The organism is Thauera terpenica 58Eu (genome assembly GCF_000443165.1).
Taxonomy (GTDB): Bacteria; Pseudomonadota; Gammaproteobacteria; order Burkholderiales; family Rhodocyclaceae; genus Thauera; species Thauera terpenica.
In genome coordinates this window covers 1-15,134 of the sequence record NZ_ATJV01000070.1, presented here as the reverse complement: position 1 = coordinate 15,134, position 15,134 = coordinate 1, and the positions used below count along the sequence as shown (strand labels likewise).

Sequence of the window (15,134 nt, the reverse complement as noted above, 5' to 3'; positions counted from 1 at the left end):
CTTTGAGGAAGTAATCATGAAGCTGCACAAGAAGATCAAGCCCATCGCGCTGGCCGTGATCGGGATGGGCGCGATGGCGCCGGCGATGGCCTTCGAGGCGGTCGAGTTTGCCAATGGCGCGGTGTTCGAGTCACGCCTGACCTCCACCTACACCTTGTCCACCCGCCTGGAAGGCCGAGACAAGCTGCTGGCTGGCAATGCTTCGGGCAACGACGGCAACAACAACTTCGACAAGGGCGCGCTCACATCGAACCGCGTCAGCCTGTTGCTTGACACGCATTTCAAGAAGGGGGCCTCCGGCTTCATCGTGTCGGCCAGTACCTTCTACGATGATGTGTATCACAGCAGCAACGACAACAGCGTCGCCACCTACCCGAACAAGAGTGGCCCGGCAAATCGCTTCTCGAGCGACACCAAGCGTTACCACGGGGGCTACAGTCGCTTGCTGGACGTCTATGGCTACACTTCATTTGACGTCGGTGATCAGGGGCGTGCGACCCTGCGCCTGGGCAAGCACGTGGTTTCCTGGGGCGAGACCCTCTTCATTCCGGGTATCTCAGGTGCGCAAGGGCCTGCCGACGGCACCAAGGCGGGTGTGCCCGGTACCGAGGTGAAGGATCAGTTGCTGCCGGAAGACCAGATCTCGATGCTGTACGAAGCCACCGACAAGCTGTCGCTGATGGCGCACGTTCAATACAACTGGCACAAGACGATCGTCAACGCGCCCGGCTCGTTCATGAGCACCTCGGACATTGTCGGCCCGGGGGCAAGCTGCCTCGGATATGCCATGATCGGCGGTCAGCGTGTGTGCACGACGCCCCGTGCCCAGGATGAAGCTCCGGGCAAGACTGGGCAGTGGGGTGTGGGTGCGAAGTATCGGGTGACCGATGAAACCGAAGTCGGCCTGATCTACCTGAACTACCATGATCGCGCGCCGATGGTCGATATCGACTATGTCTCTAATCCCAGGGCCCCAAACTTCCGCCATCGCTACTTTGAAGACATCAAGATGCTCGGTGCGACCTTCAGCACCAGCTTGGGGATTGCGACGCTCGGAGCGGAAGTTTCCTACCGCAAGGATGCGCCAGCGCTGGTGAAGACACGTTTGGGACCTGCAGGCGCAACTCCTATTCCTACGGCTACCAAGGCCGACGTACTTCAGACTAACGTCAACACTTTCATCAACCTCGGACGGACTTTCCTCGCACCGCAGGCCAATTTCCTTGCGGAGCTGGCTTATACGGACGTGCGTAACCCCGACGCACGACGCGTGCCGGGTGCCACTGGTGATACTTCGTTGGGTCTCGTTCCTACGCTTGCGTCTGACTCGCTCAGCTTCGGCAGCTATGGCCTGGCCTTTGCCTCGACGCTCAGTCTGACCTACCCGGGCATCATCGAGAACTGGGAACTGGGTGTGCCGATCAGCTACTCGCGTCAGCTCAAGGGCCGTACGCTGCAGGGCAACCTGGGCATGGGTGAGGGTGATCACCGCCTGAGCGTGGGCGCGACGATGACTTACCGGCGCAACCTGCAGATCGGCCTGACCTACCTGGGCTATTTTGGCGATGCCAGCCTCGATTCAGTCAAGAATCGTCAGCTGACCGACCGTGATCAGCTGTCCATGGTGGTGAAGTACACCTTCTGAGGCTTTCTCGCCCATGGAAGCCAAAGGCCCGCAGTGTGTTACGCACTGCGGGCCTTTTCAATTGCGTTCTCGAGCTCTCACATCGAGTCTGTCTGCCCGATTTCAACCCGCCATGAACTGGCCACCATTGGCGTCGAGCTGAGCGCCGGTGATCGCGCTTGCATGGTCGGAGACGAGGAAGAGCGCGGCACGGGCACACTCCTCATCCCTGATGATGCGGCCGAGCGGGATGTTCGCGGCGATGCGTGCGATGACCGCCTTCTCGGTCACGCCTTCGGTTCTGGCCGCGTGCTTCACATAGCCCTGCACGGGGACGCCCCACATCCAGCCGGGCAGCAGGCTGTTGACGCGAATGTTGTGCGGGCCGAGCTCAAGGGCCAGGTACTTGGCCGCTGTGCTCAAGCTGCCCTTGGATGCGGCGTAGCCCGCTTCGAAGTCGTTCGCCAGGCGCGTGGCCATGGTGTTGACCATGACGATGGCGCCCCCGCCGCCTTGTTTCAGCGCCGGAACCACCGCCTGCGTCATGTTCAATGTGCCCAGCACATTGGTCTCGAAGACTGCGCGCAGCTCGTCCAGGCTGCCCTCGCCCAGCCGCGCGGGGCCGCCGTGCAGAAAGGCGCTGTTGACCAGGCCGTCGATACGCCCGAAGCGCTCCAGCGCGCGCTGTGCGAGGCGTCGGCACTGGTCGGGGACGGTGATGTCGGTGGTCTGCTTGAGCACGGTGCATTGCGGTGCGACTTCGAGCATGCGTGCTTCGGCGTCGTCGAGACTGGCCTGGGTGCGCGCGGCGATGACGACGCGCGCGCCCTCGCGCGCCGCCTCGATGGCCAGTTTGACGCCCAGGCCCGGACCAATGCCGGAGATGATGATGACTTTGTTCTTGAGCAACATGGATGTAGTACCTCTCATTGTCGTGTTCGGGTTTCAGCGGCTGCGGTGCAGGACGTAACGTTCCCGGTAACTTGCGAAGTCGGCCTTGATCTGCTCCTCGGACAGGCCATAGTGCCCGAGGCCGTACTCGTGCACCGGGCGTTTCTCACGGCTGTGCGCGTCGAGATAGGTCTGCATGCGCTCCCGGGTGTCCGCAGGAAAGCTGATGTTCAGATAGTCGTAGATGCTTCTGACGACCTCGAGCGGCTTGTCCAGGGTGTCGGAGAACCAGACATCGAAGAAGCGCTCCGCCGGCATTTCATTGCGCACGGCCATGCTGTGTTCGATTCCGCGCGCCCAGATTGCAGACCACTGGCGACCGGCCCGTAACGGGTCCGGCTGCGACATGTGAATTTTCCACAGGTTGTAGATGAAGCTGGCGATGGAGGGGATGGTCTGCAGTGGATCGCGATGGGTCTGGATCACGCGCGCCTTGGGAAAGACCTTGAGCAGGACGTCGAGCTGGCGCAGGTGATGAGGGGTCTTGAGCACCCAGTCACGGCCCACCTCTCCGCGCAGACGTTTTTGCCACTGAATGAAGCGCAGCATGCGCTGGAGATGCTCGTAGGCGGCTTGCTGATCGTGACTCCACATCCACTGCGTGTAGCTCGGGATGTCGGCATAGCAATCAAAGAAGCTCTGGAAGGAATGCTCAAGCAGCATGCCCTCCTCGTCGGCCTCGCGCGCGTCGAGCGGATGAATGGAGAGCAGCGCAGGGTTGGCCGCGATCATGGCCTGTGTTTCCGCTTCGGCCAGGGCGATGCGGGGGTCTGGGCCGGGCGTGCCGGGTTCGGTCAGGGGCGCGGGAAAGCGCGTTTCCCAATAGAACATGGAATGAAAGCGGGGGTCGCAGCCGAGGATGCGCTGCAGCAAGGTGGTGCCCGTCCGCGGCAGGCCGACGATGACGATGGGGCCGCCGATTTCTTCGTCTTCGATCTCGGGATGAAGCTTGAAGAACTGCTCCATCAGCAGGCGATTCCTGAGCAGCTCGACCAGGCGTGAATGCCAGATCTGGCGTCCGGCCGCAGATAGTCCGCCCTCGCGGTTCATGGCGTCGAGCAGTACCTGCGCCGGCGCGCGGAAGCGCTCATCGCCGAAATCGCTCAGTCCGTCAGCGCGACGGCTCGCTTCGTTCAGCAGGGCGTCAAGCTTGAGATCCATGCTCGCGCCCTCCCGTCAGCGTATCGAAGTTGACGATCCGGACCTTGATCTGCGCAGGCCTGTCTTGCGCCCCGATCAGACGGAACAGGCTGGTGCCCAGCGCGTGGCCAGCGGTGGTGAGCCAGTTCGGATGTCCCGGATCGCGGTGCGCGACCACGATCGTGACGCTGCCGTCCGGGTTGAGGCGGGCGCCATGGCAATTCAGGTGAATGCGCTGGCAATGGTAGTCGAGCGACTCCATCCAGAAGTTATCGACCTGGAAGTTCCAGAACTCGCAGGGTGGCAGGCTGGCCTCGATCACCATGGCCTCGTCGTCGGCGAGCTCCCAGTAGCCGTGGTAGTAGGTGATGTTGGGGTCGCCGCCCGCAGCCTGGAACATGCTCTGCTCGCCCAGGGGCAGCGTGTTGTGATGTTCACGCTTGAAGTGCGCTGCCCAGTCGGTGAACAGCTTCACCGTGTTTTCGGTGTAGCGGGCTGCGGCCATGAGCTGGCCCACGAAGGCCTGGGGGTCCAGCGCTGGCGGGGCGTCGGTGCTGCCGAGGCGCTCGATGTGCAGCTGTGCGGCGTGCTCGCTGCGCCGGTCGTGGAAGGTCTGACGGATGAGGAGCAGATTGCTGTCGGGCTCCATCGGCAACCAGTTTCCTGATGGCGGGCGCCTGGCCGAGACCAGGATCTCGAAATTCCCGCCTTCATCGACTTCCAGCTCACGTCCGTCGAGAAAGCCCGTGCCCAGCATTTTGGCCCCCGGCTTCTGGTAGCCCCCGTTCTTGGTCGCGAAGTTGATCGTCGGTGCGTCGCCGCGCTGGCCGTGAATGCGGTATTCCAGCTCGCCGCTGATCGGGGTGCTGAGGTAAAGGTTGTCGGGGTTGTCGCCGCCGATCTTGATGAAACCGCCGGCAGGGTCGGAAAAGCGTGGGAATTCGGGTGTGCCCGCTTCCACCATCAATTCGAGCCCGGCGCGCACCATCCTTGTCAGATAGCGCACGCCCTCGGCCTGGTTGAAAGCGTCACGGGGGGCCTCCGGCCTCAACAGGTGGCGGCCAACGCGCTTGATCGCGTCGCAGTACTCGTCCCAGAGGCGTCCTGAAACAAGGCCATCCTCAATATCCAAGGCGCCTTGTGGCGATTTCGCGGTCATCATCATCTCCTTCAGCAATGCGTATTTCAGCGCTGCGTTCCTGATCCAGGGAGGGCTGCAGCTTGTTCAGTGGAGAGCCAAGCTCGTTGCAGATCGTAACGCGTCGGGGGCGGCAGTTGTGGCTATGGCTTGCGGTGGCGGCAAGGCCTGTCCACATCCTCATTCAGTTGGGCTTCGAACTTGAGCTTGTGGGCGATATACTCGCTGCAGAGCAGATTCTGGCCGAGCACCTCCAGCAAGTGCCTCCGCGGTTTGGCCAGAAAAAAGGTGGCCGCAACAGGCGCGCCGATCAGGGACGGAGATACCGCACAGCCATGAACGCCCCCATGCCGGCCCCGGACCCGCGTCGAGCCCTACCCTCAGTCGAAACCATGCTGCAGCAGATGAGTGACGCTGTCGCGCGCTATGGTCATGGCGAGGTCAGTCGGGCAATCCGCGGCGTGCAGGCGCAACTGCGGCAGCAACTCGATCACGGCCGTCCGGCGCTGGTCGCCGACGAGGTTTTCAGCCAGCGCGTGGAGGCTGAACTGCAGGCTCGTCACCAGCCCACTTTGCGCTCGGTGTTCAACCTCACCGGCACCGTGCTCCACACCAACCTCGGCCGTGCCCTGCTGCCCGCTGAGGCGGTGGCGGCCATGGTGGCGGTGGCCACGGCTCCATCCACCCTGGAATTCGATCTGGCCCAGGGCAAGCGCGGAGAGCGCGACAAGCACGTCGAAGCCCTGATCTGCGAGCTCTCCGGCACCGAAGCGGCCACCGTGGTCAACAACAACGCGGCGGCGATCTTCCTCGTCCTCAATACCCTGGCTCTGGGGCGCGAAGTGCCCACCTCTCGCGGGGAGCTGGTGGAGATCGGCGGCTCCTTCAGGGTGCCCGAGATCATGGCCCGCGCCGGCTGTCACCTGGTGGAGGTGGGCACCACCAATCGCACCCATCTGAAGGACTACGCGGGTGCCATCGGCGAGCACACGGCCTTGCTGATGAAGGTGCACACCAGCAACTATCGCGTCGAGGGCTTCACCCACAGCGTGGATGAAAAAGCCCTGGCCACCCTGGCGCATGAGCGCAGGCTACCCTTCGTGGTGGACATGGGCAGCGGCAGCCTGGTGGATTTCGCCGCCCTCGGCCTGCCCGCCGAGCCCACCGTGGCCGCCACCGTGGCCCAGGGCGCGGACGTGATCACCTTCAGCGGCGACAAGCTGCTGGGTGGGCCGCAGTGCGGCATCGTCGCCGGGCGCAGGGAGCTGATCGAGCGCATCCGCAAGAATCCCTTGAAGCGGGTGCTGCGCCTCGACAAACTCAATCTCGCGGCCCTGGCCGAAGTCCTCAAGCTCTACCGCAATCCCGCCACGCTCAAGGAGCGTCTGCCCACCCTGCGCCTGCTGACCCGGCCGCTGGCTGACATCGAGGCTCAGGCCAGGCGTGTGCAGCCAGCCATCGCTGCGGCGCTGGGCGCGCGCTTCCGGCTCACGGTGGTGCCCTGTCACAGCCTGATCGGCAGCGGCGCCTTGCCAGTGGAGACCCTGCCCAGCGCCGCCCTCGAGATCGCGCCCTTGTCGGGCGATGACGGCGAGCTGCGCAGCCTGGCAGCAGCGCTGCGTGGCCTGCCGCTACCCATCATCGGGCGCCTCTCGAGTGGCCGCCTGCTGCTGGATTGCCGCTGCCTGGAAAGCGAAGGCGATTTTCTCGTGCAGTGGATCGCCTTGCCGGAGGCATTGACATGATCGTCGCCACCGCCGGCCATGTGGATCACGGCAGGATCTCCCTGGTGCGGCAGCTGACCGGGGCGCGCGCGGATCGCCTGGAGGTAGTCATCAAGGCACGCCCGGCCACGATCCGCTAAGCTGCAGCCTGGGGTTCCGGCTTGCAATCCATACTCGTCCAAACCATCCCGCAGCCCCCCAACGCGAGGCTCAGCGCACCATGCTCACCGCATCAAGAACGAACGCCGTCAAACCGCGCAGGCAGCGCGGGCCTGGCCGACCTCCGGCCGATGAACAGCTCGGCGACATGCGCCAGGCCATCGTGGATGCCGCGATCCACTGCTTCGCGGCGCGTGGCTACGCCACCACGACGAACCGCGAGATCGCCGCTTTCGCCGGGGTGACCAGCAGCCTGCTGTACCACTACTTCGATGACAAGGCAGCGCTGTTCCGCGCGGCGGTCATGGATGTCAACCTCAAGCTGCTCGATCTCTACCGAGCCAGCGCCCTGGAGGCGCCCGACGCCCCCAGCATGCAGCAGCTGAGCCTGGGGGTGGAGCGGGCCATCGAATTCGCCGGGCAGCGGCCCGAAGTGATGCGCTTTGCCGGCTTGGCCGTAGGCGAGATCCTGCGACACCCGGAACTCAGGATCAGCCGCGACGAAGGCAGCGAAGCCTTCCCGATGCTGTTCCGCGAGCTGCTCGAACGCGCTCATCGCCGCGGTGAGCTCGACCCGGACGTCGACATCGATGCCGGTGTGAGGGTGCTCTCGGCCTGCATGACCCGGCTCGCCGGCATGCACGGCGAGGTAGCGTCGCATGAGGAGTTCGCGCGCAGCATGCGCACCTTCGAGCGCATGCTGCGCGGCGGCCTGATGCGCGTGCCGCCCTCGGTGACCTGACGCTGCATCGTCCGTTCGGATACGGGAATGTCCGAGGTTCGTCGTTAATTAACCCACTGATCAATTTATGCTGGAAGTTAATTGACTTGCTGATCAATTGATGCTGAAATCAAGTCACTTCTCCTTCATCACGTTTACCGGGGCCCGTTGAGACCATGGACGATCTGGACAACGATGTCGGCGTCACCGACGAAATGCGCACCATCCGTGACACCTGCCGGCGCTTTGCCACGGAGGTGCTGCGACCCGCTGGCGCCCGACTGGACCGGCTGTCGGCCGAGCAGGCGATCGCCCCCGGTTCCGAGCTGTGGGACGTGCTGGCCCGGTACAAGGCGCTGGGCTTCGGCGGTGGCGCCAGCATCGCCGCGCCGGATCTGAGTCCGGCGCAGCACGCGCTGCTGCACTGTATCGTGCTGGAGGAGCTGACCGCCGGCGACGTGGGCCTGTTCGTCACCTGTGCACTGCACCAGATGATGCCGACCTTCGCCGCGTCGTTCGGCCGCCAGGACTTGGCGGAGTTCTTCGCCGCCCGCGACGAACTGGGCTGCCTGGCCGTCACGGAGCCCTCGCACGGCAGCGACCACGTCGCCTTCACCGAACCGGCTTACCGCGACCCCCGCATCAAGCCCACCTTGAAGGTGCGGCGCGACGGCGACGACTATGTGCTCGACGGCCAGAAGTCGGCCTGGGTGTCCTGCGGCACGATCGCCGGCTCAGGTGCGGTGTTCGCCAGCTTCCAGGATTCGCCGGTCGGCCTGGCGGACGGGGCGGCCTTCATGATGCCGCTGGACCTGCCCGGCATCAGTCGCGGCAAGCCACTGGAGAAGCTGGGGCAGCGCGCGCTCAACCAGGGCGAGATCTTCTTCGACAACGTGCGCGTGCCGCGCCGCTTCCTGATCGCCGAGGGCCCGCAGGCCTACCCGATGATCTGGGAGGCCCTCTTCACCGGCGCCAACGTGCACATGGGCGCACAGCTCGTCGGTGTGGCGCGCGCCGCCTACGAGTGCGCGCGCGACTACGCCAGGCAGTGGGTGCAGGGCGGACGCCCGATCATCGAACACCAGGCGGTCAAGCTGCGGCTGTTCGGCATGTTCCAGAAGGTGGAGGTGATGCGCTCGCACGTGCGCCGCATGTCCATCGCCGCGGCCACCGCGCCCGGCGGCATGCTGCCCTATGCCAAGGCGGCGACCGTGAAGGTCTACGCCACCCAGACCGCCTTCGAGGTGGCCAGCGAGGCGCTGCAGATGCTCGGTGGCAACGGCCTCACCTACGAGTACCCGGTCGAGAAGCTGTTCCGCGATGCCCGCACCTCGATGATCGAGGACGGCGAGAACTACGTCCTCAGCCTGATGGCCGCTGCGCGGCTCTGATCCCCCGTTTTTTCACGACCGGCGTCGTCGCTCCTGGTCGACGCCCAGCTTTCCCCCTCACCCTAGCTCCACGGAGACACGCATGGAACTCCAGCAAGCCATCGGCGCCCGCCGCTCCTTACGCTACCTCGACCCGGACCGCCCGGTGGAGATGTGGAAGATCCAGAAGATGCTCGAAGCCGCCCGTCTGGCCTCGCACTTCGGCAACAACAACGCCGCCCGCGCTCTGGTGGTGAACCGCGCCACCGCCAGCGCCGAGCAGCTCGAGTGCCTGCCCTCGCCGGTGGGCGGCTTCCAGATCCAGCAGGCGCCGGTTGTGATCCTCTGGTACATCGAGACGCTGGCGATGAACGACGCCGGCCAGCGTCTGCGCGAGCTGGTCTCCGTCGGCGCCCTGGGCTACGGCCCCGACCGCCACGACGAGTTGGAGCGCACGCTGGTGCCGATGTTCACCAAGGGCGCCGATGCGTTGAAGGCCCCCGGCCTGGTGGACATGGATCTCGGCCAGGCGATCGCGCAGGCCACGCTGGTGGGCATCGAGCTGGGCTTGGGCATGTGCCTGCAGGGCTCGCCCAACTGGGAGCGCACCCGCAAGGCCTTCAAGCTGCCCGACACCTGCCGCATCGCCGCCGCGCAAACGCTGGGCTATCCGGTGGAAAGCGCCGACGGCGGCGGCCAGCGCCCGCGCCTGCCGTTCGAGCAGCTGTTCCAGCTCAACAGCTATGATCAGCCCTTCCCGCGAGACCCTGCGGTCACGGCCGAGCTGCAGGCCAGCGGCATGATCCAGGTCGCCGCGCCGCTGCCGGGCCGCGAGGCGGAGGTCGAGGCCATCCGCGCGCGCTACAACCTGCCGCGCAGCGGCATGCTCTGACTGAGCGGAGGAAAATCGAGATGCGACTCAACGCAGTGATCGCCGGCGTCGGCATGACGCCCTTCGGCAAGCACCTGGACAAGAGCCTGAAATGGCTGGCCGGCCAGCCGGTGCTGGCCGCGCTGGCAGACGCCGGGCTGGGCCTGGGCGACGTGGAGGCCGTCTACAGCGGCAACTGCGCGGCCGGCCTGGTCACCGGCCAGGAGTCGATCCGTGGCCAGGTCGCGCTCCTCGACATCGGCCTGGGCCGGGTGCCCATCATCAACATCGAGAACGCTTGCGGCAGTGGCTCCACCGCGCTGAACCAGGCGGCGATGATGGTCTCGGCCGGCTACTACGACGTGGTGGTGGCGATGGGCTTCGAGAAGCTCTACCACGAGAACAAGGCGGTGAGCTACGCGGCGCTGGGCGGCGCGGTGGATGTGGAGGAGCGCGACCGCTTCATGGCCGACCACACCGAGGGCTCGGGTCAGAACCGCTCGATGTTCGTCGACTTCTACGGCGAGCTGGCGCGCGAGCACATGGCCACCTACGGCTCGACGCTGGAGGACTTCGCCCTGGTCACGGTCAAGAACTCGCTGCACGGCAGCCTGAATCCGAACGCGCAGTTCCGCAAGGTGATGAGCGTGGACGAGGTGCTGGCCGCGCCGGTGGTCTCGGCCCCGCTGACGCGGCCGATGATCTGCCCGCTGGGCGACGGCGGCGCAGCGGCGGTGGTGGTCAGCGAGCGCAAGGCGCGCCAGCTGGGCCTGCGCAAGCCGGTGCGGCTGGTCTCCAGCGTGGTGTACTCGTACTTCGAGCACCCGCCCCAGGCCGAGGAGACCGTGACCACGCTCGCCATCGCCCAAGCCTACGCCGACGCCGGCGTGGGCCCCGAGGACCTGAACGTGGTGGAGCTGCACGACAGCTCGGTCATCACGGAGCTGCTGACTTACGATCACCTCGGTCTGGCCCGGCCCGAAGACTGCGTGGCCCTGCTGCGGGACGGCCACACCCGGCTGGGCGGGCGCGTCCCGGTCAACACCTCCGGCGGGCTGCTGCGCAAGGGCCATCCGGTGGGCGCCACCGGCTTGGCGCAGGTCTTCGAGATCACCCGCCAGCTGCAGGGCCGTGCCGGCGAGCGCCAGGTAAACGGCGCCAAGGTGGGCCTGACCCACAACGGCGGCGGCAGCATCCGCGGCGAAGTGGCTGCAATGAACATCGCAGTGCTGGTGCGCTGAGAAGGCTGCTCATGCGCACACGAAATGAACTGATCCTGTCGGACTTGATCGCGCTGAAGGCGGCCGAACAGCCCCACCGCGATGTGCTGACCTTCGAACACTTCAGCCTCGACGGCGGCGCCACGCCCGACGAAGTGCGCACCTACGCCGACCTGTGGCGCCGTGGCAACCGGCTGGCCACACGGCTGGCGGCGCTGGGCCTGGGCCGCGGCGAGCGCTTCGCGCTGGTGATGCGCAACCACCCCGAGTTCGTCGAGGCGATGGTCGCCGCGTCGCTGCTCGGCGCGGTGTTCGTGCCGATCGACCCGCGTACCCCGGCGTCGCGCCTGGCCTTCATGCTGCACGACTCGGCCTGCCGCGGCGTGATCACCGCCGACTACGCGCTCGCCGAGGTGCTGGCCGCGCGCACCGCGGCGCCCTCGGTGCAGTGGCTGCTGGCCATCGACAGCGGCGAGCCGGGGCTGGCTGCGGTAGCAGGCGCCGAGGGCGTGGAAGACATCGCCACGGCGCTGGCCACCGACGGTCCCGAGGTCGAGGCCGCCGATGTGCAGCTCGACGACCCGATCCAGATCATCTACACCTCGGGCACCACCGGCGACCCCAAGGGCATCGTCGGCGACCACCGGCGCCTGGGGAGCACGCCCTACGTTGCGCAGCTCTTCGCTTACCAGGCCGACGAGCGGCCCTACACCGGCCTGTCGTTCACCCACAACAACGCGCAGACCACCGCACTGCTGCCGGCGCTGAAGTTCGGCTACCGGGCGGTGATCAGCCGGCGCTTCACCAAGTCGCGGCTGTGGGACATCGCCCGCCGGTATGGCTGCACTTCCTTCGCGGTGCTGGGCGGCATGGCCACCGCGATCTACAGTGAGCCCGCGCGCGCCGACGATGGCGACAACCCGGTGCGCCTGATCATCTGCTCGGGCATGCCGGCGGTGCTGTGGCGCGCCTTCGAGCAGCGCTACGGCGTGCAGCTGTTCGAGATCTACGGCGCCAGCGACGGCGGCGGCATGGCCTGCAACCCGCCCGGCCACGGGCCGGTGGGCTCGTTCGGCAAGCCGGTGTTCGGCGTGCAGATGAAGGTGCTCGACGACGACGGCAACGAATGCTCGCCCGGCGTGATCGGCGAGATCTGCTGCCGCCCCGGCGACGGCAGCGCGGCTCGCGTGGAGTACCACAACAACCCCGAGGCTTCGCAGCGCAAGATCGTGGCGGGCTGGAACCGCAGCGGCGACATGGGCCACCGCGACGCCGAGGGCTGGCTGTACTACGACTACCGCAAGGGCGGCGGCATCCGCCGCAACGGCGATTTCATCAATCCGGCGGTGGTCGAGCGCGTGGTGGCCGAGCACCCGCAGGTCGACGACGTGTACATCTACGGCGTGCCGGCCGCCTCGGGCGCCACCGGCGAGCGCGACCTGGTGGCCGCGGTGGTGCCGGTGGACGCTGCCCGTTTCGACGCCGCGACCGTGTTCGCGCACTGCCGCGCGGCGCTGGAGGCCAACGCGGTGCCGAGCTGGCTGCAGGTGCTGGCCGAGATTCCGAAGACCGCCTCCGAGAAACCGCAGGAGCGCCTCCTGCTGCAGGACTTCTGCGCGGGCGGCGCGCACCTCGTGGCCGCCGCGTGACCGAAGGGGAGCGCCGGAGCATGCACTTCGTGGCCGTCGATCGCCGGACACCCGTGCTGCGCCAGGAGGTGGAGCCCGCCCTGTTGCAGGCCCTGTGTCGCGAGGCGCTGGGCCAGCCGGTGGAGCTGAGCTGCGCGGCACTGATGGGCAGCGGCCACTTCAACACCAGCTACCGGCTCGATCTGACCGGGCGCCCCCCGGTGGTGTTGCGCCTGGGTCCGCCTGAGGGTGCCCGGCTGTGGCGCCACGAGCGCGCGCTGCTGCAGCGCGAGTGCAGCGTGCTGCCGCTGCTGCGCACGCTGGGCGAGGTGATCCCGGCGCTGCTGCATCTCGACACCGGCCGGCGCCAGGTGCCGCGCGACTGGGCCGTCTTCGAATGCCGGCCAGGCGAGGTGTGGGAGAGCGTCCTGCCGCGCATCCCCGCCACCGACCAGCAGCGCCTGTGGCGGCAGTACGGCGAACTCGTCGCCCGCCTGCACGCGCTGCGCGGGGATCGCTGTGGCTTCCCGGCGCCAGCTTCAGCGCACGGCTCGGTGTCGTCCTGGTTCATCGCGCTGGTCGACGGTCTGGCCACCGACCTCGCCGAACAGGGCGTGGCGGTGCCAGGACTGGACGACTTCCAGGCCCGGCTGCGGCGCGAGCGTGGCCGGCTCGACGCTGCCCTGCGTCCGGGCGAGGCGCCGCGGCTGGTGCATGGTGACCTGTGGACCCGCAATGTGCTGGTGCGTCAGGGCCCGGACGGCTGGGTGATCAGTGCGCTGCTGGACGCCGAACGCGCCTTCTTCGGCGATCCGTCGGCCGAGTGGATCTTCGGCTTCCTGGACCTGCCCACCGCTTTCTGGGCCGGCTACGGCCGCTGCCTGGCCGATGCCGCGCTGCCGGCCGACGCGCTGTGGCGCCGCCGCGCCTACCAGGCCCGCGGCGCCCTGCAGATGATGCTGGAGGGCTGCCGTTTCGGCTTCGACGCCGGCTTCGCACACCAGCAGTTCGCCTGCTTCACCGCCGAGCTGCCTGCGCTGGAGGCCCTGGCCGCCGGCGCACTCTCCGATACCCCCGACCTTCCCGCCCCCAAGGTGCCCGCATGAGCCCGGACGCCCGCACCATCGGAGTGCTCGGCGGCACCAGCCCGGCCTTCAACGTCGACGAACCTGCCGATCTGCCAATGTTGATCCGCCCGGCCGCCACCCGCGGCGAGCCTCGCATCGACCTCCAGGTCGAGACCGATCACGGCGCTCCGTTTCCTTCCCCCCCATCCGAGGAGTCTGCCATGGCACACCACCCCACCCGCTCCGAACCAGCCGACGGTGACGCTGTGAGCGACCCGTTGAGCGCGCGCCTGTCGGTCCATGAGGCCCTGGCCCTGGCCGATGGCGGCGCTGCCGACCTGCCCGGGCTGCTGCAGCGCGCCCAGGACCTCACCCTCGCCGGGCACGGGCGCATCGTCACTTACTCGCGCAAGGTGTTCATTCCGCTCACGCAGTTGTGCCGCGACGTCTGCCACTACTGTACCTTCGCCCAGGCGCCGCGCGGCCTTGCCGCGCCCTACCTGAGCCCCGAGCAGGTGCTGAGCATCGCCCGCGCCGGGCAGGCCGCCGGTTGCCGCGAGGCGCTGTTCACGCTGGGCGACCAGCCCGAGGCGCGTTACCCCGCCGCCCGCGCTGCGCTCGACGCCATGGGCTACGACAGCACGCTGCGCTACCTGGAGGCGATGGCTCGCCTCGTGTGGCAGGAGACCGGCCTGTTGCCGCACCTGAACCCCGGCCTGATGGCCGCCGAGGACCTGGCCCGGCTGCGCCGGGTGTCGGTGTCGATGGGCATCATGCTGGAGTCGGCCTCGCCGCGGCTATGCGAGAAGTCCGGCCCGCACTGGGGCTCGCCCGACAAGCACCCCGCAGCCCGCCTGGCTACGCTGCGTGCGGCCGGCGAACGGGCGGTGCCCTTCACCAGCGGCCTGCTGATCGGCATCGGCGAGACGCGGCGCGAACGCATCGAGGCGCTGCTCGCGCTGCGCGAGCTGCACGACGAGTTCGGCCACCTGCAGGAAATCATCGTGCAGAACTTCCGCGCCAAGCCGGGCACGCGCATGGCCGACTCGCCCGAGCCGAGCGTGGAAGACCACCAGTGGACGATCGCGGCGGCGCGGCTGATCTTCGGCGCCGGGATGTCGATCCAGGCGCCGCCGAACCTGCAGCAGGGGCAGCTGGCGGCGCTGATCGAGGCCGGTGTCAACGACTGGGGCGGCGTGTCGCCGGTCACGCCCGACCACGTCAACCCCGAGGCCCCCTGGCCGCACCTGGACGCGCTGGCCGAACAGACCCGCGCGGCCGGCCGCCACCTGGCCGAGCGCCTGGCCATCGCGCCGCGCCACGCCCAGCAGGCCGAGCGCTGGGTGGACGCCAGCCTGTGCCCCGCGGTACTGCGCCAGCTCGACAGCTTTGGCCGCGTGCGCGCCGACGGCTGGTTTGCCGGCGCCGCCCAGGCGCTGCCCACCGCAGCGGCGGCGTGGCGACCGGCGCGCGCGCAGGGCCTGTCGCCCGGCTTGCGCAGCACCGTGGAGCGCGCCGTGG

At 67.5% G+C, this 15,134-nt stretch carries 13 protein-coding genes; 10 read left to right on the top strand and 3 right to left on the bottom strand.

Annotation, left to right across the window (positions count from 1 at the left end):
• The first annotated feature begins 16 nt into the window (after positions 1 to 16).
• Positions 17 to 1,645 carry a DUF1302 domain-containing protein gene (locus M622_RS33490; RefSeq protein WP_021250052.1) on the top strand — a complete coding sequence of 543 codons (1,629 nt, stop codon included), beginning with the start codon at positions 17 to 19 and terminating at the stop codon, positions 1,643 to 1,645.
• Between the two features lie 102 nt (positions 1,646 to 1,747).
• Here the strand turns inward: M622_RS33490 and M622_RS33485 are convergent, their stop codons facing one another.
• Genes M622_RS33485 through M622_RS33475 form a run of 3 tightly spaced genes read right to left on the bottom strand, consistent with a single transcriptional unit; the run spans position 1,748 to position 4,874 of the window.
• A complete protein-coding gene (locus M622_RS33485; protein ID WP_021250051.1) occupies positions 1,748 to 2,536 on the bottom strand; it encodes an SDR family oxidoreductase in 789 nt (262 codons plus the stop codon).
• 33 nt (positions 2,537 to 2,569) lie between these two features.
• A complete protein-coding gene (locus tag M622_RS33480) occupies positions 2,570 to 3,736 on the bottom strand; it encodes a sulfotransferase family protein (RefSeq protein ID WP_021250050.1) in 1,167 nt (388 codons plus the stop codon).
• Positions 3,720 to 4,874 carry a DUF1214 domain-containing protein gene (locus M622_RS33475; protein ID WP_052028731.1) on the bottom strand — a complete coding sequence of 385 codons (1,155 nt, stop codon included), beginning with the start codon at positions 4,872 to 4,874 and terminating at the stop codon, positions 3,720 to 3,722. Before M622_RS33475 ends, M622_RS33480 begins: the two co-directional genes overlap by 17 nt.
• Before the next feature lie 314 nt (positions 4,875 to 5,188).
• Here M622_RS33475 and selA point away from each other — a divergent pair, with 314 nt between their 5' ends.
• From selA to cofG, 9 genes are all read left to right on the top strand, one after another.
• Positions 5,189 to 6,598: an L-seryl-tRNA(Sec) selenium transferase gene (gene selA, locus M622_RS33470; protein WP_052028727.1), complete on the top strand. Its 1,410-nt coding sequence runs from the start codon at positions 5,189 to 5,191 to the stop codon at positions 6,596 to 6,598.
• Entirely contained in the window at positions 6,595 to 6,717 is a 123-nt protein-coding gene (locus M622_RS40730; protein ID WP_021250046.1) for a hypothetical protein, read from the top strand. The genes selA and M622_RS40730 overlap by 4 nt, the downstream gene beginning before the upstream one ends.
• A 167-nt stretch (positions 6,718 to 6,884) precedes the next feature.
• Entirely contained in the window at positions 6,885 to 7,478 is a 594-nt protein-coding gene (locus tag M622_RS39405) for a TetR/AcrR family transcriptional regulator (protein ID WP_021250045.1), read from the top strand.
• Between the two features lie 155 nt (positions 7,479 to 7,633).
• Positions 7,634 to 8,848, top strand: a complete 1,215-nt coding sequence (locus tag M622_RS33460; RefSeq protein ID WP_021250044.1) for an acyl-CoA dehydrogenase family protein — start codon at positions 7,634 to 7,636, stop codon at positions 8,846 to 8,848.
• Positions 8,849 to 8,930: 82 nt separating this feature from the next.
• Positions 8,931 to 9,719 (top strand): nitroreductase family protein, encoded by a 789-nt coding sequence (locus M622_RS33455; RefSeq protein WP_021250043.1) that lies wholly within the window; start codon positions 8,931 to 8,933, stop codon positions 9,717 to 9,719.
• A 20-nt stretch (positions 9,720 to 9,739) separates the two neighbouring features.
• Entirely contained in the window at positions 9,740 to 10,939 is a 1,200-nt protein-coding gene (locus M622_RS33450; protein ID WP_021250042.1) for a thiolase family protein, read from the top strand.
• Between the two features lie 11 nt (positions 10,940 to 10,950).
• Positions 10,951 to 12,567 (top strand): AMP-binding protein, encoded by a 1,617-nt coding sequence (locus M622_RS33445; RefSeq protein WP_021250041.1) that lies wholly within the window; start codon positions 10,951 to 10,953, stop codon positions 12,565 to 12,567.
• 20 nt (positions 12,568 to 12,587) lie between these two features.
• Complete coding sequence (locus tag M622_RS33440; protein WP_021250040.1) at positions 12,588 to 13,652, top strand: phosphotransferase family protein; 1,065 nt, start codon at positions 12,588 to 12,590, stop codon at positions 13,650 to 13,652.
• Positions 13,649 to 15,134: 7,8-didemethyl-8-hydroxy-5-deazariboflavin synthase CofG (gene cofG, locus M622_RS33435; RefSeq protein ID WP_021250039.1), on the top strand; the 1,486-nt coding region annotated here is incomplete at its 3' end. The genes M622_RS33440 and cofG, both read left to right, overlap by 4 nt.

What these genes read in the sequence shown, in the direction of transcription:
- M622_RS33445 (WP_021250041.1), top strand. Translation starts at nt 10,951, where the DNA reads ATGCGCACACGAAATGAACTGATCCTGTCGGACTTGATCGCGCTGAAG.
- M622_RS33460 (WP_021250044.1), top strand. Translation starts at nt 7,634, where the DNA reads ATGGACGATCTGGACAACGATGTCGGCGTCACCGACGAAATGCGCACC.
- M622_RS33485 (WP_021250051.1), bottom strand. Translation starts at nt 2,536, where the DNA reads ATGTTGCTCAAGAACAAAGTCATCATCATCTCCGGCATTGGTCCGGGC.
- selA (WP_052028727.1), top strand. Translation starts at nt 5,189, where the DNA reads ATGAACGCCCCCATGCCGGCCCCGGACCCGCGTCGAGCCCTACCCTCA.
- M622_RS40730 (WP_021250046.1), top strand. Translation starts at nt 6,595, where the DNA reads ATGATCGTCGCCACCGCCGGCCATGTGGATCACGGCAGGATCTCCCTG.
- M622_RS33440 (WP_021250040.1), top strand. Translation starts at nt 12,588, where the DNA reads ATGCACTTCGTGGCCGTCGATCGCCGGACACCCGTGCTGCGCCAGGAG.
- M622_RS33480 (WP_021250050.1), bottom strand. Translation starts at nt 3,736, where the DNA reads ATGGATCTCAAGCTTGACGCCCTGCTGAACGAAGCGAGCCGTCGCGCT.
- M622_RS39405 (WP_021250045.1), top strand. Translation starts at nt 6,885, where the DNA reads ATGCGCCAGGCCATCGTGGATGCCGCGATCCACTGCTTCGCGGCGCGT.
- M622_RS33475 (WP_052028731.1), bottom strand. Translation starts at nt 4,874, where the DNA reads ATGACCGCGAAATCGCCACAAGGCGCCTTGGATATTGAGGATGGCCTT.
- M622_RS33490 (WP_021250052.1), top strand. Translation starts at nt 17, where the DNA reads ATGAAGCTGCACAAGAAGATCAAGCCCATCGCGCTGGCCGTGATCGGG.
- M622_RS33455 (WP_021250043.1), top strand. Translation starts at nt 8,931, where the DNA reads ATGGAACTCCAGCAAGCCATCGGCGCCCGCCGCTCCTTACGCTACCTC.
- M622_RS33450 (WP_021250042.1), top strand. Translation starts at nt 9,740, where the DNA reads ATGCGACTCAACGCAGTGATCGCCGGCGTCGGCATGACGCCCTTCGGC.